This window comes from Streptomyces sp. NPDC057694 (assembly GCF_042799415.1).
GTDB lineage: Bacteria > Actinomycetota > Actinomycetes > Streptomycetales > Streptomycetaceae > Streptomyces.
In genome coordinates this window covers 199,331-216,010 of the sequence record NZ_JBHVIX010000003.1, presented here as the reverse complement: position 1 = coordinate 216,010, position 16,680 = coordinate 199,331, and the positions used below count along the sequence as shown (strand labels likewise).

Sequence of the window (16,680 nt, the reverse complement as noted above, 5' to 3'; positions counted from 1 at the left end):
GCCAGGAAAAGGGGGGGAGTTCGAGCATTGTGCGCACCTCCCTTCAGGGTGGGGGGGTTGGGGGTGGGAAAGGGGGGGGGGGGGGTGGGGGGGGGGCCCCCCCCCGAACCCCCCGCACCGGACTCCCGTCAGACCTCTTCGACGCTGCTCGGCTCGCGCCGGGACAGGTCGATGCCGAGCTCCTCCGCTGCGCGGAAGACGTCCTCGTCGGTGTCGCGCATCTCGATGGACATGCCGTCCGAGGACAGCACCTCCACGTTGAGGCACAGGGACTGCATTTCCTTGATGAGGACCTTGAAGGACTCAGGAATGCCGGGCTCGGGGATGTTCTCGCCCTTGACGATGGCCTCGTAGACCTTCACACGGCCGGTCACGTCGTCGGACTTGATCGTCAGCAGCTCCTGGAGGGCGTACGCGGCGCCGTATGCCTCCAGCGCCCACACCTCCATCTCACCGAAGCGCTGGCCACCGAACTGGGCCTTACCACCCAGCGGCTGCTGGGTGATCATCGAGTACGGACCGGTCGAACGGGCGTGGAGCTTGTCGTCGACCAGGTGGTGGAGCTTGAGGATGTACATGTACCCGACCGAGACCGGGTCCGGGAACGGCTCGCCGGAGCGGCCGTCGAACATCCTCGCCTTGCCGGACGGAAGCACCATGCGGTCGCCGTCGCGGTTCGGGATGGTGTGCTGCAGCAGACCCGCGAGCTCGTCCTCACGCGCACCGTCGAAGACGGGGGTGGCGACGTTGGTGCCCGGGGCGACCTGGTCGGCACCGATGGCCTGCAGGCGCTGCGCCCAGTCGTCCGCGAGACCGGAGACGTCCCAGCCGCGGCTGGCGAGCCAGCCGAGGTGGATCTCCAGGACCTGTCCCGGGTTCATTCGGGACGGCACACCCAGCGGGTTCAGGATGATGTCGACCGGAGTTCCGTCCTCGAGGAACGGCATGTCCTCGATCGGAAGGATCTTCGAGATAACACCCTTGTTGCCGTGGCGGCCGGCGAGCTTGTCACCGTCCGTGATCTTGCGCTTCTGCGCCACGTAGACGCGAACCAGCTGGTTCACGCCCGGCGGCAGCTCGTCGCCCTCTTCACGGTCGAAGACGCGGACGCCGATGACCTTGCCGATCTCGCCGTGCGGCACCTTCAGCGAGGTGTCACGGACCTCACGGGCCTTCTCACCGAAGATGGCGCGCAGCAGGCGCTCCTCCGGCGTCAGCTCGGTCTCGCCCTTGGGCGTGACCTTGCCGACGAGGATGTCGCCGGCGACGACGTCCGCACCGATGCGGATGATGCCGCGCTCGTCGAGGTCCGCGAGGACCTCCTCGGAGACGTTCGGGATGTCCCGGGTGATCTCCTCCGGGCCGAGCTTGGTGTCACGGGCGTCGACCTCGTGCTCCTCGATGTGGATCGAGGAGAGGACGTCGTCCTGCACGAGGCGCTGCGACAGGATGATCGCGTCCTCGTAGTTGTGACCCTCCCACGGCATGAACGCCACGAGCAGGTTCTTGCCGAGGGCCATCTCGCCCTCTTCGGTCGCGGGGCCGTCGGCCAGGACCTGGCCGGCGACGATCCGCGCGCCCTCGTCCACGACAACCTTCTGGTTGACCGAGGTGCCCTGGTTCGAGCGCGAGAACTTGTGCAGGCGGTACGTGGTGTACGTGCCGTCGTCGTTGGTGATGGTGATGTAGTCCGCGGAGACCTCCTGGACCACACCGTCCTTCTCGGCCTTGAGCACGTCGCCCGCGTCGGTGGCGCAGCGGTACTCCATGCCGGTGCCGACGAGCGGCGCCTCGGACTTGATGAGCGGCACGGCCTGACGCATCATGTTCGCGCCCATGAGGGCACGGTTGGCGTCGTCGTGCTCGAGGAACGGGATCATGGCGGTCGCGACCGACACCATCTGGCGCGGCGAGACGTCCATGTAGTCGACGTCCGTGCCGGGCACGTAGTCGACCTCTCCGCCACGACGGCGGACCAGCACGCGGTTCTCGACGAACTGGAAGTCGTCGTTCAGCGGCGCGTTGGCCTGCGCGATGACGAAGCGGTCCTCTTCATCGGCGGTCAGGTAGTCGACCTCGTCGCCGACGACACCCTCGGTGACCTTGCGGTACGGCGTCTCGATGAAACCGAACGGGTTGATCCGTCCGTACGAGGCGAGCGAACCGATCAGGCCGATGTTCGGGCCTTCAGGGGTCTCGATCGGGCACATGCGGCCGTAGTGCGACGGGTGCACGTCACGGACCTCGAAGCCGGCCCGCTCACGGGACAGACCACCCGGGCCGAGGGCGTTCAGACGACGCTTGTGCGTCAGCCCCGACAGCGGGTTGTTCTGGTCCATGAACTGGGACAGCTGCGACGTACCGAAGAACTCCTTGATCGACGCCACCACGGGGCGGATGTTGATCAGGGTCTGCGGGGTGATCGCCTCGACGTCCTGGGTCGTCATGCGCTCGCGCACGACGCGCTCCATACGGGCGAGACCCGTACGGACCTGGTTCTGGATCAGCTCACCGACGTTACGGATACGGCGGTTGCCGAAGTGGTCGATGTCGTCGGTCTCGACGATGATCTCGCGACCCGACTCGGCGACCGTCTCGGTCTCACCGGCGTGCAGCTTCACCAGGTACTTGATGGTGGCGATGACGTCGTCGGTGGTGAGCACGCCGGCGTCCAGCGGCTCGTCCGCGCCGAGCTTCTTGTTCACCTTGTAGCGGCCGACCTTCGCGAGGTCGTAGCGCTTGGGGTTGAAGTAGAGGTTCTCGAGCAGCGTCTGAGCAGCCTCACGCGTGGGCGGCTCGCCCGGGCGCAGCTTGCGGTAGATGTCGAGCAGTGCGTCGTCCTGGCCCTGGGTGTGGTCCTTCTCCAGGGTGGCGCGCATGGACTCGTACTCGCCGAACTCCTCCAGGATCCGCTCGGTCGTCCAACCGAGGGCCTTGAGCAGGACGGTGACGGACTGCTTGCGCTTGCGGTCGATGCGCACACCGACCATGTCGCGCTTGTCGATCTCCATCTCCAGCCAGGCACCCCGGGACGGGATGATCTTCGCGGAGAAGATGTCCTTGTCGGACGTCTTGTCGATGGAGGAGTCGAAGTAGACACCCGGCGAGCGGACCAGCTGGGACACCACGACACGCTCGGTGCCGTTGATGACGAAGGTGCCCTTGTTGGTCATGAGCGGGAAGTCGCCCATGAAGACCGTCTGGGACTTGATCTCGCCGGTCTCGTTGTTGGTGAACTCGGCCGTCACGAAGAGCGGAGCGGCGAACGTGAAGTCGCGCTCCTTGCACTCGTCGATGCTGTTCTTCGGGGGCTCGAAACGGTGGTCGCGGAAGGTCAGCGACATCGACCCGGAGAAGTCCTCGATCGGAGAGATCTCCTCGAAGATCTCCTCCAGACCGGACTTCCTGGGGACGTCGCGTCCGGACTCCAGAGCCGCCTCGACCCGACTCTGCCAGGCGGAGTTGCCGAGCAGCCAGTCAAAGCTCTCGGTCTGCAGCGCGAGCAGGTTGGGAACCTCGAGGGGCTCCTTGATCTTTGCAAAGGAGATGCGCAGCGGGGCGGTGCTTGCGCCGTTGTTCGTATTCGCGGTCGAGGCGTTGCGCGAGGCGGCCAAGAGGGGGTCCTTCCGAGGGCTCGGACTCACTACGCGCGTACCGGTCCCAAGCCATGCAGAGGGACGGAAAGCCCTGGTCAGGGCGGAATCAGTCCACTGTGCTCAAGCGAGGGCATGCCCCTGGTGACGGGCAGGGAGCAGCTAACAGGCAGCGCAAAGGGACAGTGTAGCCAGAAGGCCCACTGATGTCCAGTGCGGGTTTTTAGACACCCTCGTTGTTCTCAACCGTTCACTGTGTGCGGCATGCCCTGTACGCGGAGCGCACATCTTTACTGCCCTCTTCGCCGTCGATCCATGCCTCGGATCCGGATCGTTGTGACGACGCGTCCTGAGAATTGCGCGCTGCGTGCTGTTCGTCAAGGCCCCCTCTTGGCCGAACAGGGGTGGCGCCAGGCACAACGAAGATCACCATACTCCGCGCGACCGACAGTGCAAGGCACCCTCGGCCTGCGAGCCAGACAACGCCGAAGGGCGACCACCCACCTGGGTGATCGCCCTTCGGTACGTCGGTGTTACAGCTCCCGGGGGAGCAGTTTTCACCGCGGAGGAGTCAGCAGACTCGCAGAGGTCTTACTTGACCTCGACGGAGGCGCCGGCGCCCTTGAGGGACTCGGCGGCCTTCTCAGCGGCCTCCTTGGTGACCTTCTCCAGGACGGGCTTCGGGGTGCCGTCGACGAGGTCCTTGGCCTCCTTCAGGCCGAGCGAGGTGAGCTCACGCACGACCTTGATGACCTGGATCTTCTTCTCGCCGGCGCCGGTGAGGATGACGTCGAACTCGTCCTGCTCCTCGACGGCCTCGGCAGCGCCGCCACCCTGGGCGGGACCGGCGACGGCGACGGCCGCGGCGGCGGTGACGTCGAACTTCTCCTCGAAGGCCTTCACGAACTCGGAGAGCTCGATGAGGGTCATCTCCTCGAACTGGGCGAGCAGGTCTTCCTGGCTGAGCTTCGCCATGATGGGCGATCCTTCCACTAAATCGGCTGGTGCCGGTTGTCCATGTAGGCGGGCGTACTGTCGGCCCGCTTCGACCGTCGCCTCAGGCGGCGGTCAATGTGCGAGCCGAATTACTCGGCACCGCCCTGCTCGGCCTGCTTGACCCGAAGCGCCTCCGCGGTGCGGACGAACTTCGACGGGAGCGCCTGGAAGAGCTGAGCAGTCTGCGTCTGCTTGCCCTTGAACGCACCGGCCAGCTTGCTGAGCAGAACCTCGCGGGACTCGAGGTCCGCGAGCTTCTTGATCTCGTCGGCGGACAGCGCCTTGCCGTCAAGGACACCGCCCTTGATGACGAGGTTGGGGTTGTCCTTGGCGAAGTCACGAAGACCCTTCGCCGACACCACCGGGTCACCGGTGACGAAGGCAACTGCCGTCGGACCGTTGAACAGGTCGTCGAGCGTGTCGATCCCGGCCGCGTTGGCCGCGATCTTGGTCAGCGTGTTCTTCACCACGGCGTACTCGGAGTTCTCACCGAGCGAACGGCGCAGCTGCTTGAGCTGGGCCACGGTGAGACCCCGGTACTCGGTCAGCACGGCGGCGTTCGAGCTGCGGAACTTGTCCGTGAGCTCGGCTACCGCGGCAGCCTTGTCGGGCGTCGGCATAGAGCGTCGGCCTCCTTCCGGGTGATGAGGACCGCTCAGAAGGGGCCGGCAAAACAAAACGCCCCAGCGCAGGCGCTTGGGGCGTGAACTCGACCTTCACGGACGGATCCGGACGGGAGTGCTTCCACAATCACCTGCGCGGGTCGTCCGCAGTTTCAGCGGATCCTTCGGCCACCGCACCCTCTTGCGAGAACACAGCAACGACCAGCGGTCTTTGGCTTCTCGATGAGAGTACGGGGCCGGGGGCACGTCAGGCAAATCCGTCACCGGGGCGACGCCCTAGGAGTCCTGGAGCGTGCCCTTGCCGAGCTTTCCGAACGCGTCCATGAGGTCGTAGGTCTGGCCGGCGGGCGGGACGTCGACCTTCACCGCGGCCCCGTAGTCCGAGAACCGCTCGGACATCTCCACGGGGCCCTGGGCGCTGCCCATCGTGACGTCCAGCCGGACCGGCAGGTCGTCCTTGTTCACCCACAGCTCGGTGTCGTAGTCCTTGATGCCGGCCTTCTTGATGTTCTTCAGGAGCCGGCTGCGCTCGTCCGCGCCGAGGACCTTCAGCGAGTCGTTCGACTTCACCATCTCCTCGACCGTCAGCTTGCCCTTGTAGTGCTCGGTCCGCTCGCCGTCGACGGTGGCGGAGCCCAGGTGCTTCAGGTTCGGCGAGTCGAGGAGGACGGCGATCTGCTGGGCCGGGTCCTGGTCCATGCTGCCGAGGCCGCCGGTCATCTGCTGCCCGAGCGCGCCGTCGGCCTGCTTGCCGAGGCTCGCGAGGTCCAGCTTCATCCAGCGCTTGCCGCCCATCTCCTTGGCGGCGGCCGCGCCCCCGTCGACGTACATGACGTCGTTCTGCATGATCATGCGGACGGAGTCGGGGACGTCCGCCCCGCCGGTGTCGAGGCCGGAGCCCTTCATCGTCATATCCATGACGGTCGGGTTCCAGCCCATGGTGCCGGAGAGCCGCACGCTGCCCCCGCCGAGTCCCGACGGGCTCTTCATCGTCATCGCGACCTTGGCGGACCTGGCCTGCGCGGTCTTCTTGTACGCGGCCGTGAGCGCCTGCGCGGCCCCGGAGTCGACGGACCCGGACTTCGTGCCGCTCTCCGCGGAACCGCCGCCGCACGCCACGGCCCCCGCGCACAGCAGTGCGGTCGCGGCAGCGGCGCCGACCGTTCGTCGTACGGCAACAGTCATCTCAGAACCACTCCTTGGAACGCGTGTACCCCTCGCACCTTAGGGGACGCCTCGCACAGCCGTCCGGTTTCAGCCGCCCGCCGCCACGTCGGCGAGGTCGACGGTGTCGTGGGCGGGCGGCCGCTCGGCCGTGGCCCGGATCCCGTAGTCGCTGTAACGGACGGTGACGGTGAACTCGCCCTCGCGGTAAGCGCGTTGGACCAGCAGGTGGCGGGCGTCGAGCCACACCTCCAGGCGCTGCTCGCCCGAGGTCCCCCGGTAATGCGTCGTCGCGGTGCCACGCACGGTCGCCCGCCCCACCTTGTGGACGTCCTCCGCGGCGCCGAGCGTCTTCAGGGCGTCGGCCGGGGTGAGGTCACTCGCCGTGTCGTACGGGTGCCGGATCCAGTGCCGGCCGTCCTGTCCGGCGGCGAACGTGTCCGTCATCCGCGTGTAGTAGGCGTCGGGCAGGAAGCGGGTCTGGGACGGATCGCCGCCCAGCTTCCTCGTGGAGGCGGCCAGCTCGCCGCCGGTGACGCGGACCGTCAGGGTCCCCTCGACGCCGCGGGACCAGCCGAGGGTGCCGGTGGAGCGCGAGGAGAGGGTGCCGCCGGTGCGCATCGTCGCGTCGATCCGGGCCGACCCGGCCGCGGTGACCTTCTGCCGGGCCGTGCGCAGCGCACCCGCCGCTTCGTCCGCGCCGGAATTCCGCCCGCCGCCGCAGCCCGCGAGCAACGCGCCCACGGCGGCCAGCACCACCAGTCGTCCGTGCCTCATCCGCTCCCCCGGGTCGATCACCGCGACGCTAGCGCAGCCGCCTGCCCGGGAGGGCCGGAAAAGAGGAACGGGCCCCGCACCTCGAAAGGTGCGGGGCCCGTAGCCGACTTCAGTGAGTCACAAAAGGACTCAGACAGCAGCCGGGTCCTCCTCGACGAGGAGGTTCCGGGTGCGGTTCGGGTCGAGCGGAACGCCGGGGCCCATCGTGGTGGCGATGGCGGCCTTCTTGATGTAGCGACCCTTGGCGGCGGACGGCTTCAGACGAAGGATCTCGTCGAGGGCCGCGCCGTAGTTCTCCACCAGCTTGGTGTCGTCGAAGGACACCTTGCCGATGATGAAGTGCAGGTTCGAGTGCTTGTCGACGCGGAACTCGATCTTGCCGCCCTTGATCTCGTTCACGGCCTTGACCACGTCCGGGGTCACGGTGCCGGTCTTCGGGTTCGGCATCAGGCCACGGGGACCGAGCACGCGGCCGAGGCGGCCGACCTTGCCCATGAGGTCCGGCGTGGCGACAACGGCGTCGAACTCGTTCAGGCGCTGGCCCTTGGAGATCTCGTCGATGAGCTCGTCGGAGCCGACGATGTCGGCGCCGGCGGCCTCCGCGGCCGCAGCACGGTCACCGGTCGCGAAGACCAGGACCCGGGCGGTCTTGCCGGTGCCGTGCGGGAGATTCACGGTGCCACGGACCATCTGGTCGGCCTTGCGCGGGTCAACGCCCAGGCGGAAGGCGACCTCGACGGTGCCGTCGAACTTCGTCGCGGAGGTCTCCTTGGCGAGACGGATCGCCTCGAGCGGGGCGTAGAACTTGTCCCGGTCGATCTTGGCGTCCGCAGCGCGGAGAGTCTTGCTGCGCTTGCTCACTACTGCTCCTGTGTATGTCTGAGGAGTCGTGGTGTGGGCCGAGCAGGCCCTGCCACGGTGTTCTGCTTACGAGGGGCTACGAGAGGTGTCGTCAGCCCTCGACCGTGATGCCCATGGAGCGGGCGGTGCCGGCGATGATCTTCGACGCGGCGTCCAGGTCGTTGGCGTTGAGGTCGGCCATCTTGGTGGTGGCGATCTCGCGGACCTGCGCGTCGGTGATCTTGGCGACCTTGGTCTTGTGGGGCTCGCCGGAGCCCTTCTCGACACCAGCGGCCTTGAGGATCATCTTCGCGGCCGGCGGGGTCTTGGTGATGAAGGTGAACGAGCGGTCCTCGTAAACCGTGATCTCCACCGGGATGACCCAGCCACGCTGCGACTCGGTCGCGGCGTTGTAGGCCTTGCAGAACTCCATGATGTTGACGCCGTGCTGGCCCAGCGCGGGGCCGACCGGCGGGGCCGGGTTGGCAGCGCCGGCCTGGATCTGGAGCTTGATGAGCCCCGTGACCTTCTTCTTCTTGGGAGGCATGTGCTCTCTCTCCGGGTCTTAGTGAGAGTGTTCAGCCACCACCCGTGAACGATGATCGTCCAGATCATCCGGATGGAGGCATACCGCACAACGATAACGGGTATCCATGCGCGGCTAAAAACCGAGCAGGTCAGACCGGCTTTTGCGAGCCCGTCTGACCTGTTCGGAAGCGTGTGTCCAGAAGGTGCTGGTAGCTGCTAGTTCTTCTGGATCTGGTCGAAGCTCAGCTCGACCGGGGTCTCGCGGCCGAAGATCTCGACGAGGCCCTTGACCTTCTTCGAGTCGGCGTTGATCTCGTTGATCGTGGCCTGCAGCGTGGCGAACGGGCCGTCGGTGACGGTGACCGAGTCGCCCACCTCGAAGTCCAGGACCTCGACGGTGACCTTGCGGGCCGGAGCCGGCTTGCCCTCGGCCTCGGCGGCCTCACGGGCGGCCTTCTCCTCGGCCTCCGGCGCGAGCATCTTGACGATCTCGTCCAGGGTCAGCGGGTACGGGTCGTAGGCGTTGCCCACGAAGCCGGTGACGCCGGGGGTGTTGCGGACGACGCCCCAGGACTCGTTCGTCAGATCCATGCGGACGAGAACGTAACCGGGCAGCTTGTTCTGCCGGACGTTCTTGCGCTCGCCGTTCTTGATCTGGACGATTTCCTCTTCGGGGACCTCGGCCTGGTAGATGAACTCCTCGACGTTCAGCGAGACGGCACGCTGCTCGAGGTTGGCCTTCACGCGCTTCTCGTAGCCCGCGTAGGTGTGGATGACGTACCACTCACCGGGCAGGCCACGGAGCTCGTCGCGCAGAGCGGTCACCGGGTCGACCGGCTCCTGCTCCTCGACGGGCTCCTCGGCGTCGGCCTCAGCGGCATCGTCGGACTCGGCGGCCTCGTCATCGGCCTCGTCGGCTTCGGTGTCGTCCGCGTCGGCGGCCTCGACCTCGAGCGCGGCCTCTTCGGCGGGCTCGCCGGCGGCGATGTCGGCAGCCTCGGCCTGGTCCGGCTCCTCGGCGTCCGCCGCCTCGACGATGTCGAGCTTGTCCTCAGCGGACTCGACCGGCTCGATCGCCTCGTTCAGGTTCGGGTCAGACACTGTGGCTGCTTCTTCCTGGATACATGGGGGTGGAACACGCGAAAGGGGCGCCGCACAGGCGCCCTCCGCATTTCGGCTCAGCCGAAGATGTACTTGATGAGATGGCTGAAGCCATAGTCAATCACGGTGACGAGACCGATCATGATGACGACGAAGACGATCACCACGGTCGTGTACGTCGAGAGCTGACTGCGCGAAGGCCATACGACCTTGCGGAGCTCCGCGATGATCTGGCGGTAGAAGAGCGCGAGACGGCCGAAGGGGCCCTTCTTGCCGCGCTTGCCGCCCTTCTTCCGCGCCTTCGACTCAGGCGCCTCATCCTCGGCATCAGGCATGTCGATGGAGCCCACGGCGTCCGTCACTCGTCCTCACCTGATTCCGGGTCGTGGCCGTGCCGCGCCCGGTTGAGCCGCACGGCTGTGCAATGCAGTACGTACATGCGCACACATCCTGGCGAAGGTGTGTGTAGCAGGGCCGGAGGGACTTGAACCCCCAACCGCTGGTTTTGGAGACCAGTGCTCTACCAATTGAGCTACGACCCTTTGTTTCCCCCAACGTACCGCATCCGCCGACCTGCACGGTGTGCGGCCGGAAAGTGCGGCCGGTGAAGGCCAACGAGCAGTGAGTGTACGTGCTCCGGGGCCCTCCGTCGAACGAACAAGGACGGGAAGTTGATCAACGGTGGATCCGATGGTCTTGGAAACCCGTGTGCCGGGCGGGTTTCCGGTCTGGAACGATGGGGTTATGAGCGCTGCAACTCCTTCTTCCCCTGCTGGTGGTTCCTCCCCTACCGAGCGTCGGGTCTCCGCCCGTGTCGGCTCGATCTCCGAGTCCGCGACCCTCGCGGTCGACGCCAAGGCCAAGGCCCTGAAGGCCGCCGGGCGTCCGGTGATCGGCTTCGGCGCCGGTGAACCCGACTTCCCGACGCCGGACTACGTGGTCGAGGCGGCCATCGAGGCCTGCAAGAACCCGAAGTTCCACCGCTACACGCCGGCCGGCGGTCTGCCGGAGCTGAAGTCCGCGATCGCCGCCAAGACGCTGCGCGACTCCGGCTACGAGGTCGACGCCTCGCAGATCCTGGTGACCAACGGCGGAAAGCAGGCCATCTACGAGGCGTTCGCCGCGATCCTCGACCCGGGCGACGAGGTCATCGTCCCGGCCCCGTACTGGACGACGTACCCGGAGTCGATCCGTCTCGCGGGCGGCGTGCCGGTGGAGGTCGTGGCCGACGAGACGACCGGATACCGCGTCTCCGTCGAGCAGTTGGAGGCCGCGCGCACCGAGCGCACCAAGGTCGTGCTCTTCGTGTCGCCGTCGAACCCGACGGGCGCCGTGTACAGCGAGGCCGACGCCGAGGCGATCGGCCGCTGGGCCGTGGAGCACGGTCTGTGGGTCATGACGGACGAGATCTACGAGCACCTCGTCTACGGGGACGCGAAGTTCACCTCGCTGCCCGCGATCCTGCCCGAGCTGCGCGACAAGTGCATCGTGGTCAACGGCGTCGCGAAGACGTACGCGATGACCGGCTGGCGCGTGGGGTGGATCATCGGCCCGAAGGACGTCGTGAAGGCCGCGACGAACCTCCAGTCGCACGCCACGTCGAACGTGTCCAACGTGGCGCAGGCGGCCGCCCTCGCCGCCGTCTCCGGTGACCTGACCGCCGTCAACGAGATGAAGAAGGCCTTCGACCGGCGTCGTCAGACGATCGTGCGGATGCTCAACGAGATCGACGGCGTGCTCTGCCCGGAGCCGGAGGGTGCCTTCTACGTGTACCCGGCGGTGAACGAGCTGCTCGGCAAGGAGATCCGCGGCAAGCGCCCGCAGACCTCGGTCGAGCTGGCCGCGCTCATCCTGGAGGAGGCCGAGGTCGCGGTGGTGCCGGGCGAGGCCTTCGGTACGCCGGGCTACCTGCGTCTTTCGTACGCGCTGGGTGACGAGGACCTCGTCGAGGGCGTCTCCCGGATGCAGAAGCTGCTGGCCGAGGCTCAGGACTGAGTCACATCCCCGCAGGCGGGCCGTCTCCTTCTTAAGGAGGCGGCCCGTTTCTTCGTTCGGGCGAGACCCCGAAGGTGGAAAGGCGCTACCGGTACTACAGGTACGTACGGCAGGATCTTGGGATGGAGCGTGAAGGACGTGATGTACGTCAGTTGCCCAAGGCCCATCTGCATCTGCATTTCACCGGATCGATGCGGCCCACGACCCTGCTCGACCTCGCGGACAAGTACGGGGTGCGGCTGCCCCTGGCGCTGACCGGGGCGGAACCGCCGAAGCTGCGGGCCACGGACGAGCGCGGATGGTTCCGGTTCCAGCGGCTCTACGACGCGGCGCGGTCCTGCCTGCGGGAGCCCGAGGACATCCAGCGGCTGGTCCGGGAGGCCGCCGAGGAGGACATCGCCGACGGGTCGGGATGGCTGGAGATCCAGGTCGACCCGACGTCGTACGCGCCCAGACTGGGCGGACTGATCCCCGCGCTCGAGATCATCCTGGACGCCGTGGACAGCGCCTCGCGCGAGACCGGGCTCGGGATGCGCGTACTGGTGGCCGCGAACCGGATGAAGCATCCGCTGGACGCCCGTACGCTGGCGCGGCTCGCGGTGCGGTACGCGGACCGGGGCATCGTCGGCTTCGGGCTCTCCAACGACGAACGGCGCGGTATGGCGCGGGACTTCGACCGGGCCTTCGCCATCGCGCGCGAGGGCGGGTTGCTGTCCGCGCCGCACGGTGGCGAGCTGACGGGCCCGTCGTCCGTGCGCGACTGCCTGGACGACCTGGACGCCCACCGGATCGGGCACGGGGTGCGGGCCGCCGAGGACCCGCGGCTGCTGCGGCGGCTCGCCGAGTCGGGTGTCACCTGCGAGGTGTGCCCGGCGTCGAACGTCGCGCTGGGTGTCTACGAGAAGCCGGCGGACGTGCCGCTGCGCACGCTCTACGACGCCGGGGTGCCGATGGCGCTGGGCGCCGACGACCCCCTCCTGTTCGGCTCGCGGCTCGCCGCGCAGTACGAGTTCGCGCGCCGCCACCACGCCTTCACGGACGCCGAACTGGCCGAGCTGGCCCGTCAGTCGGTGCGCGGCTCGGCGGCGCCCGAGGAGGTCAAGGAGAAGCTCCTGGGCGGCGTGGAGGAGTGGCTGGCCGGCTGACCCGGTCGATGGCGATGCCCGTGAGCAGCGTGTGCGCGATGCCCGCGGCGAATTCGTCGACGGGCTGCGGGGGTTTGCGGTCCGGCGACATGTCGTAGGCGAAGGCGCGCTGCGCGCAGGCGCCCAGGAGGAGGGACGCGGCCGCGTACGTGTCGGCGTCCGCGCCGATGCGGCCCGCCTGCTGTTCGGCCCGCAGGTAGGCGTCGAGTCCCTGGATGGGCCGGTGCGGTCCTGTGCCCAGTTCGCGCATCACCTCTTCGTGGCGGCGCTTGAGCCGGGGCTCCGCGTACAGGGACGCGGCCATCGGGAAGGTCTGCTCGTAGAAGAGGGCCGCTTCGCGGGCGATGTCCGTGAGGTTCTCCTCGACCGTGCGGCCGGTATGTCCGACGCCTTCAGTAAGGAGGCGGCCCAGGAGGGAACCCAGCTTCGGAAGGCGCTCGTTGAGCACCGTCACGAAAAGCTCCTCCTTATTGGCGAAGTATTTGTAGAGCGCCGCCTCTGAGCACCCGGCCGCCTGCGCGATCGCCTTGGTGGTGGTGCGGGCGAGGCCGATGCTCAGCATGAGTTCGTGGGCCGCTTCGACGATGCGGACGCGGGCCGGCTTCTGATCCATGCGGGTTCCAACCAACCTTGACGCAGGGGTGAGTGCTCGCTCACCCTAAGGGTGAGTAATGGTGAGTGAGTACTCACCCACCTAGTGGGAGGCAGACCATGAAACTCACAGTCTTCGGTGCGACCGGCGGCATCGGGCAGGAGATCGTCAGGCAGGCCCTAGCGGCCGGGCACGGGGTGACGGCGGTGGTGCGCGACCCCGCGCGCCTCACCGTGACCGGCGAGCGCCTTGAGGTCGTCCGAGCCGATCTGTCGGATCCCGAGTCGCTGCGCCCCGCGGTCGCCGGGCGGGACGCCGTCCTGTCCGGGCTCGGCGCCCGCCGGCGCGCGGACGCGGGGGTCGCGACGACGCTCACCCGGTCGGTGCTGCGGGCCATGGAGACGGAGGGCGTCCGTCGGCTGATCGTGGTCAGCGCGGCCCCGGTGGGCCCGCAGCCGACCGGGTCCCCGTTCGCCGACCGCCTGATGATCGGGCTCGTCGGCGTCGCCCTGAAGCCGGTCTACGCCGATCTGACCGCCATGGAGGCCGAATTGGCAGGCAGCGCGTGCGACTGGACGTCGGTACGCCCGCCCCGGCTCCAGGACAAGCCGCTGACGGGCGTCTACCGGAAGGCGGTGGGCGGCTTCCCCCGCTCGGGCCGCCTCATCGCCCGCACCGACGTCGCCCACGCGATGCTGGCGATGGTGGACGACCCGGCGACGGTGAAGCAGGGCGTGGGGGTGGCGTACTGAGGCTCACGCCTCGCCGGCGTCCCCCGGCGTCAGGGTCCGCAGGCGCAGCTCCGCGGCGGTGCGCTCGATGTCGGCGTGACGCATGCCCTCGGCGCTGACCAGGACCGTTCCGAAGCTGCCGCGGTCCGCCCAGGTGCAGGCGCCCTGGGCCTGGCCGCCGAGGCTCGGCTCGAACGTCAGGCAGTCGACGCGGCCGCCGAGGCGTCCCGGCGCCGGGTGCCACGTGCCGGTCACGCGGGCGCCGGTCATCTCGATGCCCTCGCGGTAGATGCCGGTGATGTCGGCGGGCTCGATGTCGTGCAGGTCGGCCGTGGCGCCGAACAGCAGCACGGCCGGGCGCCCGGCGTCCTTCTGCCCGTAGGCGGCGAGCAGCCGCGTCGCCCCGCGGGGCATGGCGCCGTCGGTCATGAGCGCGGAGTAGGCGAGCAGCGCGGGGCTCTCGCCGAGCCGCGGCAGACCGTGGAACGTCCGGGGCGCGGCGGCCGCGTAGTGCGGATACGCGACGCTGCGCGCGTAGTTCCAGGTGGCCGAACCGACCGCCGCGGTCACCAGGATCAGCGCCGCGCAGACCGCCGCCACCCTGTGCCGGGGATCCACGGGCGGAATGTCGGGAGCGCCCGGTGCGGGCTCACGGTGCTCGGCCGGCAGTCCGGCGAGCGCCCGGCGGCGCGCGCGGCGCAGCAGGGCCTGCTCCTGTCGCACGGGGGCGGTCAGCAGCAGGACGCCGAGCAGAATCCATGGCGGCAGCTCCAGCGCCGTCACCGTGAGCAGCAGCGTGGAGGCGGCCCCGGCCAGGAGCAGCGCCACGAGGCCGGGGGCGCGCAGCACCGCGCGCGCGGGTGCCGCGAGCGGCCGGGCCAGTGCGGCCAGCGTCTCGGCGCGCACGGCGAGGCGCCGGTCGTACGGCCATGCGACGGCGGCCCGGGCGGCCTCTTCGGCAGCGGCCTGCGGTGCGCTGCCGGAGGCCAGCACGGTACGTGCGTCATGGCGCTGGATCCGGGCCTCGGAGGGCGGCTTGGGCCCGGGGGCGCCGCCGGCCTGCCGCGCCTGCGGGGAGTCCGGGGCCAGCTCGGCCAGCCGCTCCGCCGCCGCACGCCCGCGGGCCAGCCGTCCCGGGTGTTCCAGGCCGTCGGCGGCCAGCCCGAACGCGGCGTACGCGGCGAGCAGGTCCAGGTCGTCCGGGAAGGCGTCGAGACCGGCCCGGTAGGCGCGCTCCGCGGCAGCGTCGTGGTCGTCGTCGTCCTCGGCCTCGTGGGCGCGGCCGAGGACTCCGTAGAGGCCCGCGTGCGGTCCGTGCTCGTCGATGCCCGCCTGCGCCTCGCCGCGCGCCAGGCTCAACTCCCCCGCGCGCAACAGCGTCTGAGCGCGCTCGTACTCGGGCAGCACGGGCTGCCCGTCGGTCTCCTGCATCTGTGGTCCCCACCCCTGATGTGCATGTCGAACAGCTTGTCGACAGCGTCACTATCAGGGGCGCACCCCTACCCGGTCAACACCGAAAAACCGCAGCTCAGAGAGTGACGCCGACGGTGACCGGTTCGTTGACGAGCGTCACGCCGAAGGCGTCCCTGACACCCGCGACGACCTCGCGGGCCAGCGTCAGCAGGTCCTCGGCGGTGGCCTCGCCGCGGTTGGTGAGGGCGAGGGTGTGCTTGGTGGAGATACGGGCCGGGCCGCTGCCGTAGCCCTTGGTGAAGCCCGCCTTGTCGATGAGCCAGGCCGCGGAGGTCTTCGTCAGACCCTCCCCCGCCGGGAACGCGGGCGCCTTCGCGTCGGGGCCCAGACGCTCGGCCACGCGCGCGTGGAACGCCGCGAACTCCTCGTCCGTGAGGATCGGGTTGGTGAAGAACGACCCGGCCGACCAGGTGTCGTGGTCCTCGGGGTCGAGCACCATGCCCTTGCCCGCGCGCAGCTTCAGTACGGTCTCGCGCGCGGTCGCGGCGGGAACCCGGTCACCGGCCTCGACGCCGAGGGTGCGCGCGGTCTCGGCGTACTTGACGGGCGCGCTCAGGCCGCCCGCGTCCTCCAGCTCGAACCGCACCCGCAGCACTACGTAGCGGTCGGGTTCGGCCTTGAAGCGGCTGTGCCGGTACGAGAAGGCGCACTCGGCGTTCGGGACGGCGACGGTCTCGCCCGTCTCACGGTCGTAGGCGATCACCTCGGTGATCGTGGCGGAGACCTCCTGGCCGTACGCGCCGACGTTCTGGATCGGCGTCGCGCCCGCGGAGCCGGGGATCCCGGCGAGGCACTCGATGCCCGCGAGGCCGGCTTCCACGGTGCGGCGCACGGCGTCCGTCCACACCTCGCCGGCGGCCAGCTCCAGCTTCGTGCCGTCGAGTTCGAAGCCCTTGGTGGCGATGCGCAGCGCGGTGCCCGCGAAGCCCTTGTCGCCGATGACGAGGTTGCTGCCGCCGCCGATGATCAGCAGCGGGGTACCGGTGGCGTCGGCCTCGCGCACCGCGTCGATCACCTCGGCGTCGGTGGTCGCGGTGAGCAGCCGGGTGGCGGGCCCGCCGAGCCGGAAGGTGGTCAGGGGGGCGAGGGGGGCGTCGTGGAGTTCCTGCACGCGCTCCAGAG

The 16,680-nt window shown here is 68.8% G+C and carries 15 protein-coding genes and 1 tRNA gene; 3 read left to right on the top strand and 13 right to left on the bottom strand.

Annotated elements, in window-relative coordinates; all coding sequences use genetic code 11:
• Positions 1 to 128: 128 nt before the first annotated feature.
• The 10 genes from rpoB to ACFVDP_RS10725 all read right to left on the bottom strand — a co-directional run bounded on the left by rpoB (position 129) and on the right by ACFVDP_RS10725 (position 10,164).
• On the bottom strand, positions 129 to 3,614 hold the full coding sequence (gene rpoB, locus ACFVDP_RS10770; protein WP_383486606.1) for a DNA-directed RNA polymerase subunit beta: 3,486 nt from the start codon (positions 3,612 to 3,614) through the stop codon (positions 129 to 131).
• A 570-nt stretch (positions 3,615 to 4,184) separates the two neighbouring features.
• Positions 4,185 to 4,568, bottom strand: coding sequence for a 50S ribosomal protein L7/L12 (rplL, locus tag ACFVDP_RS10765; RefSeq protein WP_383486603.1), 384 nt, complete (start codon positions 4,566 to 4,568; stop codon positions 4,185 to 4,187).
• A gap of 110 nt (positions 4,569 to 4,678) precedes the next feature.
• The gene (gene rplJ, locus ACFVDP_RS10760; RefSeq protein WP_383486600.1) at positions 4,679 to 5,209 is read right to left on the bottom strand and encodes a 50S ribosomal protein L10; all 531 of its coding nucleotides are present in this window, start codon (positions 5,207 to 5,209) and stop codon (positions 4,679 to 4,681) included.
• A 279-nt stretch (positions 5,210 to 5,488) separates the two neighbouring features.
• Positions 5,489 to 6,397, bottom strand: a complete 909-nt coding sequence (locus ACFVDP_RS10755; RefSeq protein WP_383486597.1) for a hypothetical protein — start codon at positions 6,395 to 6,397, stop codon at positions 5,489 to 5,491.
• A gap of 69 nt (positions 6,398 to 6,466) precedes the next feature.
• Positions 6,467 to 7,153, bottom strand: coding sequence for a hypothetical protein (locus tag ACFVDP_RS10750; protein ID WP_383486594.1), 687 nt, complete (start codon positions 7,151 to 7,153; stop codon positions 6,467 to 6,469).
• Positions 7,154 to 7,282: 129 nt separating this feature from the next.
• Positions 7,283 to 8,014 (bottom strand): 50S ribosomal protein L1, encoded by a 732-nt coding sequence (rplA, locus tag ACFVDP_RS10745; protein WP_383486591.1) that lies wholly within the window; start codon positions 8,012 to 8,014, stop codon positions 7,283 to 7,285.
• A 91-nt stretch (positions 8,015 to 8,105) separates the two neighbouring features.
• A complete protein-coding gene (gene rplK, locus ACFVDP_RS10740; RefSeq protein ID WP_111663830.1) occupies positions 8,106 to 8,540 on the bottom strand; it encodes a 50S ribosomal protein L11 in 435 nt (144 codons plus the stop codon).
• Positions 8,541 to 8,737: 197 nt separating this feature from the next.
• Positions 8,738 to 9,622 (bottom strand): transcription termination/antitermination protein NusG, encoded by an 885-nt coding sequence (gene nusG, locus ACFVDP_RS10735; RefSeq protein ID WP_383486587.1) that lies wholly within the window; start codon positions 9,620 to 9,622, stop codon positions 8,738 to 8,740.
• A gap of 77 nt (positions 9,623 to 9,699) precedes the next feature.
• Positions 9,700 to 9,984 (bottom strand): preprotein translocase subunit SecE, encoded by a 285-nt coding sequence (gene secE / locus ACFVDP_RS10730; protein WP_383486584.1) that lies wholly within the window; start codon positions 9,982 to 9,984, stop codon positions 9,700 to 9,702.
• A 107-nt stretch (positions 9,985 to 10,091) separates the two neighbouring features.
• A tRNA-Trp gene (locus tag ACFVDP_RS10725) sits at positions 10,092 to 10,164 on the bottom strand.
• Positions 10,165 to 10,366: 202 nt separating this feature from the next.
• Between ACFVDP_RS10725 and ACFVDP_RS10720 the strand changes: the two genes are divergently transcribed.
• Both ACFVDP_RS10720 and ACFVDP_RS10715 read left to right on the top strand, forming a co-directional pair.
• Entirely contained in the window at positions 10,367 to 11,617 is a 1,251-nt protein-coding gene (locus ACFVDP_RS10720; protein ID WP_383486581.1) for a pyridoxal phosphate-dependent aminotransferase, read from the top strand.
• A gap of 122 nt (positions 11,618 to 11,739) precedes the next feature.
• The gene (locus ACFVDP_RS10715) at positions 11,740 to 12,762 is read left to right on the top strand and encodes an adenosine deaminase (RefSeq protein ID WP_383486578.1); all 1,023 of its coding nucleotides are present in this window, start codon (positions 11,740 to 11,742) and stop codon (positions 12,760 to 12,762) included.
• Here the strand turns inward: ACFVDP_RS10715 and ACFVDP_RS10710 are convergent.
• Entirely contained in the window at positions 12,716 to 13,375 is a 660-nt protein-coding gene (locus ACFVDP_RS10710; protein WP_383486575.1) for a TetR/AcrR family transcriptional regulator, read from the bottom strand. The two genes, ACFVDP_RS10715 and ACFVDP_RS10710, sit on opposite strands and share 47 nt — an antisense overlap.
• Positions 13,376 to 13,473: 98 nt before the next feature.
• On the opposite strand from ACFVDP_RS10710, the gene ACFVDP_RS10705 reads away from it, so the two are divergent.
• Positions 13,474 to 14,106: an NAD(P)-dependent oxidoreductase gene (locus tag ACFVDP_RS10705; RefSeq protein WP_383486572.1), complete on the top strand. Its 633-nt coding sequence runs from the start codon at positions 13,474 to 13,476 to the stop codon at positions 14,104 to 14,106.
• A gap of 3 nt (positions 14,107 to 14,109) precedes the next feature.
• Here ACFVDP_RS10705 and ACFVDP_RS10700 read toward each other — a convergent pair whose 3' ends face one another.
• Both ACFVDP_RS10700 and ACFVDP_RS10695 read right to left on the bottom strand, forming a co-directional pair.
• On the bottom strand, positions 14,110 to 15,516 hold the full coding sequence (locus ACFVDP_RS10700) for a hypothetical protein (protein ID WP_383486569.1): 1,407 nt from the start codon (positions 15,514 to 15,516) through the stop codon (positions 14,110 to 14,112).
• A gap of 97 nt (positions 15,517 to 15,613) precedes the next feature.
• Positions 15,614 to 16,678: a UDP-N-acetylmuramate dehydrogenase gene (locus ACFVDP_RS10695; RefSeq protein ID WP_383487315.1), complete on the bottom strand. Its 1,065-nt coding sequence runs from the start codon at positions 16,676 to 16,678 to the stop codon at positions 15,614 to 15,616.
• Positions 16,679 to 16,680: the final 2 nt, after the last annotated feature.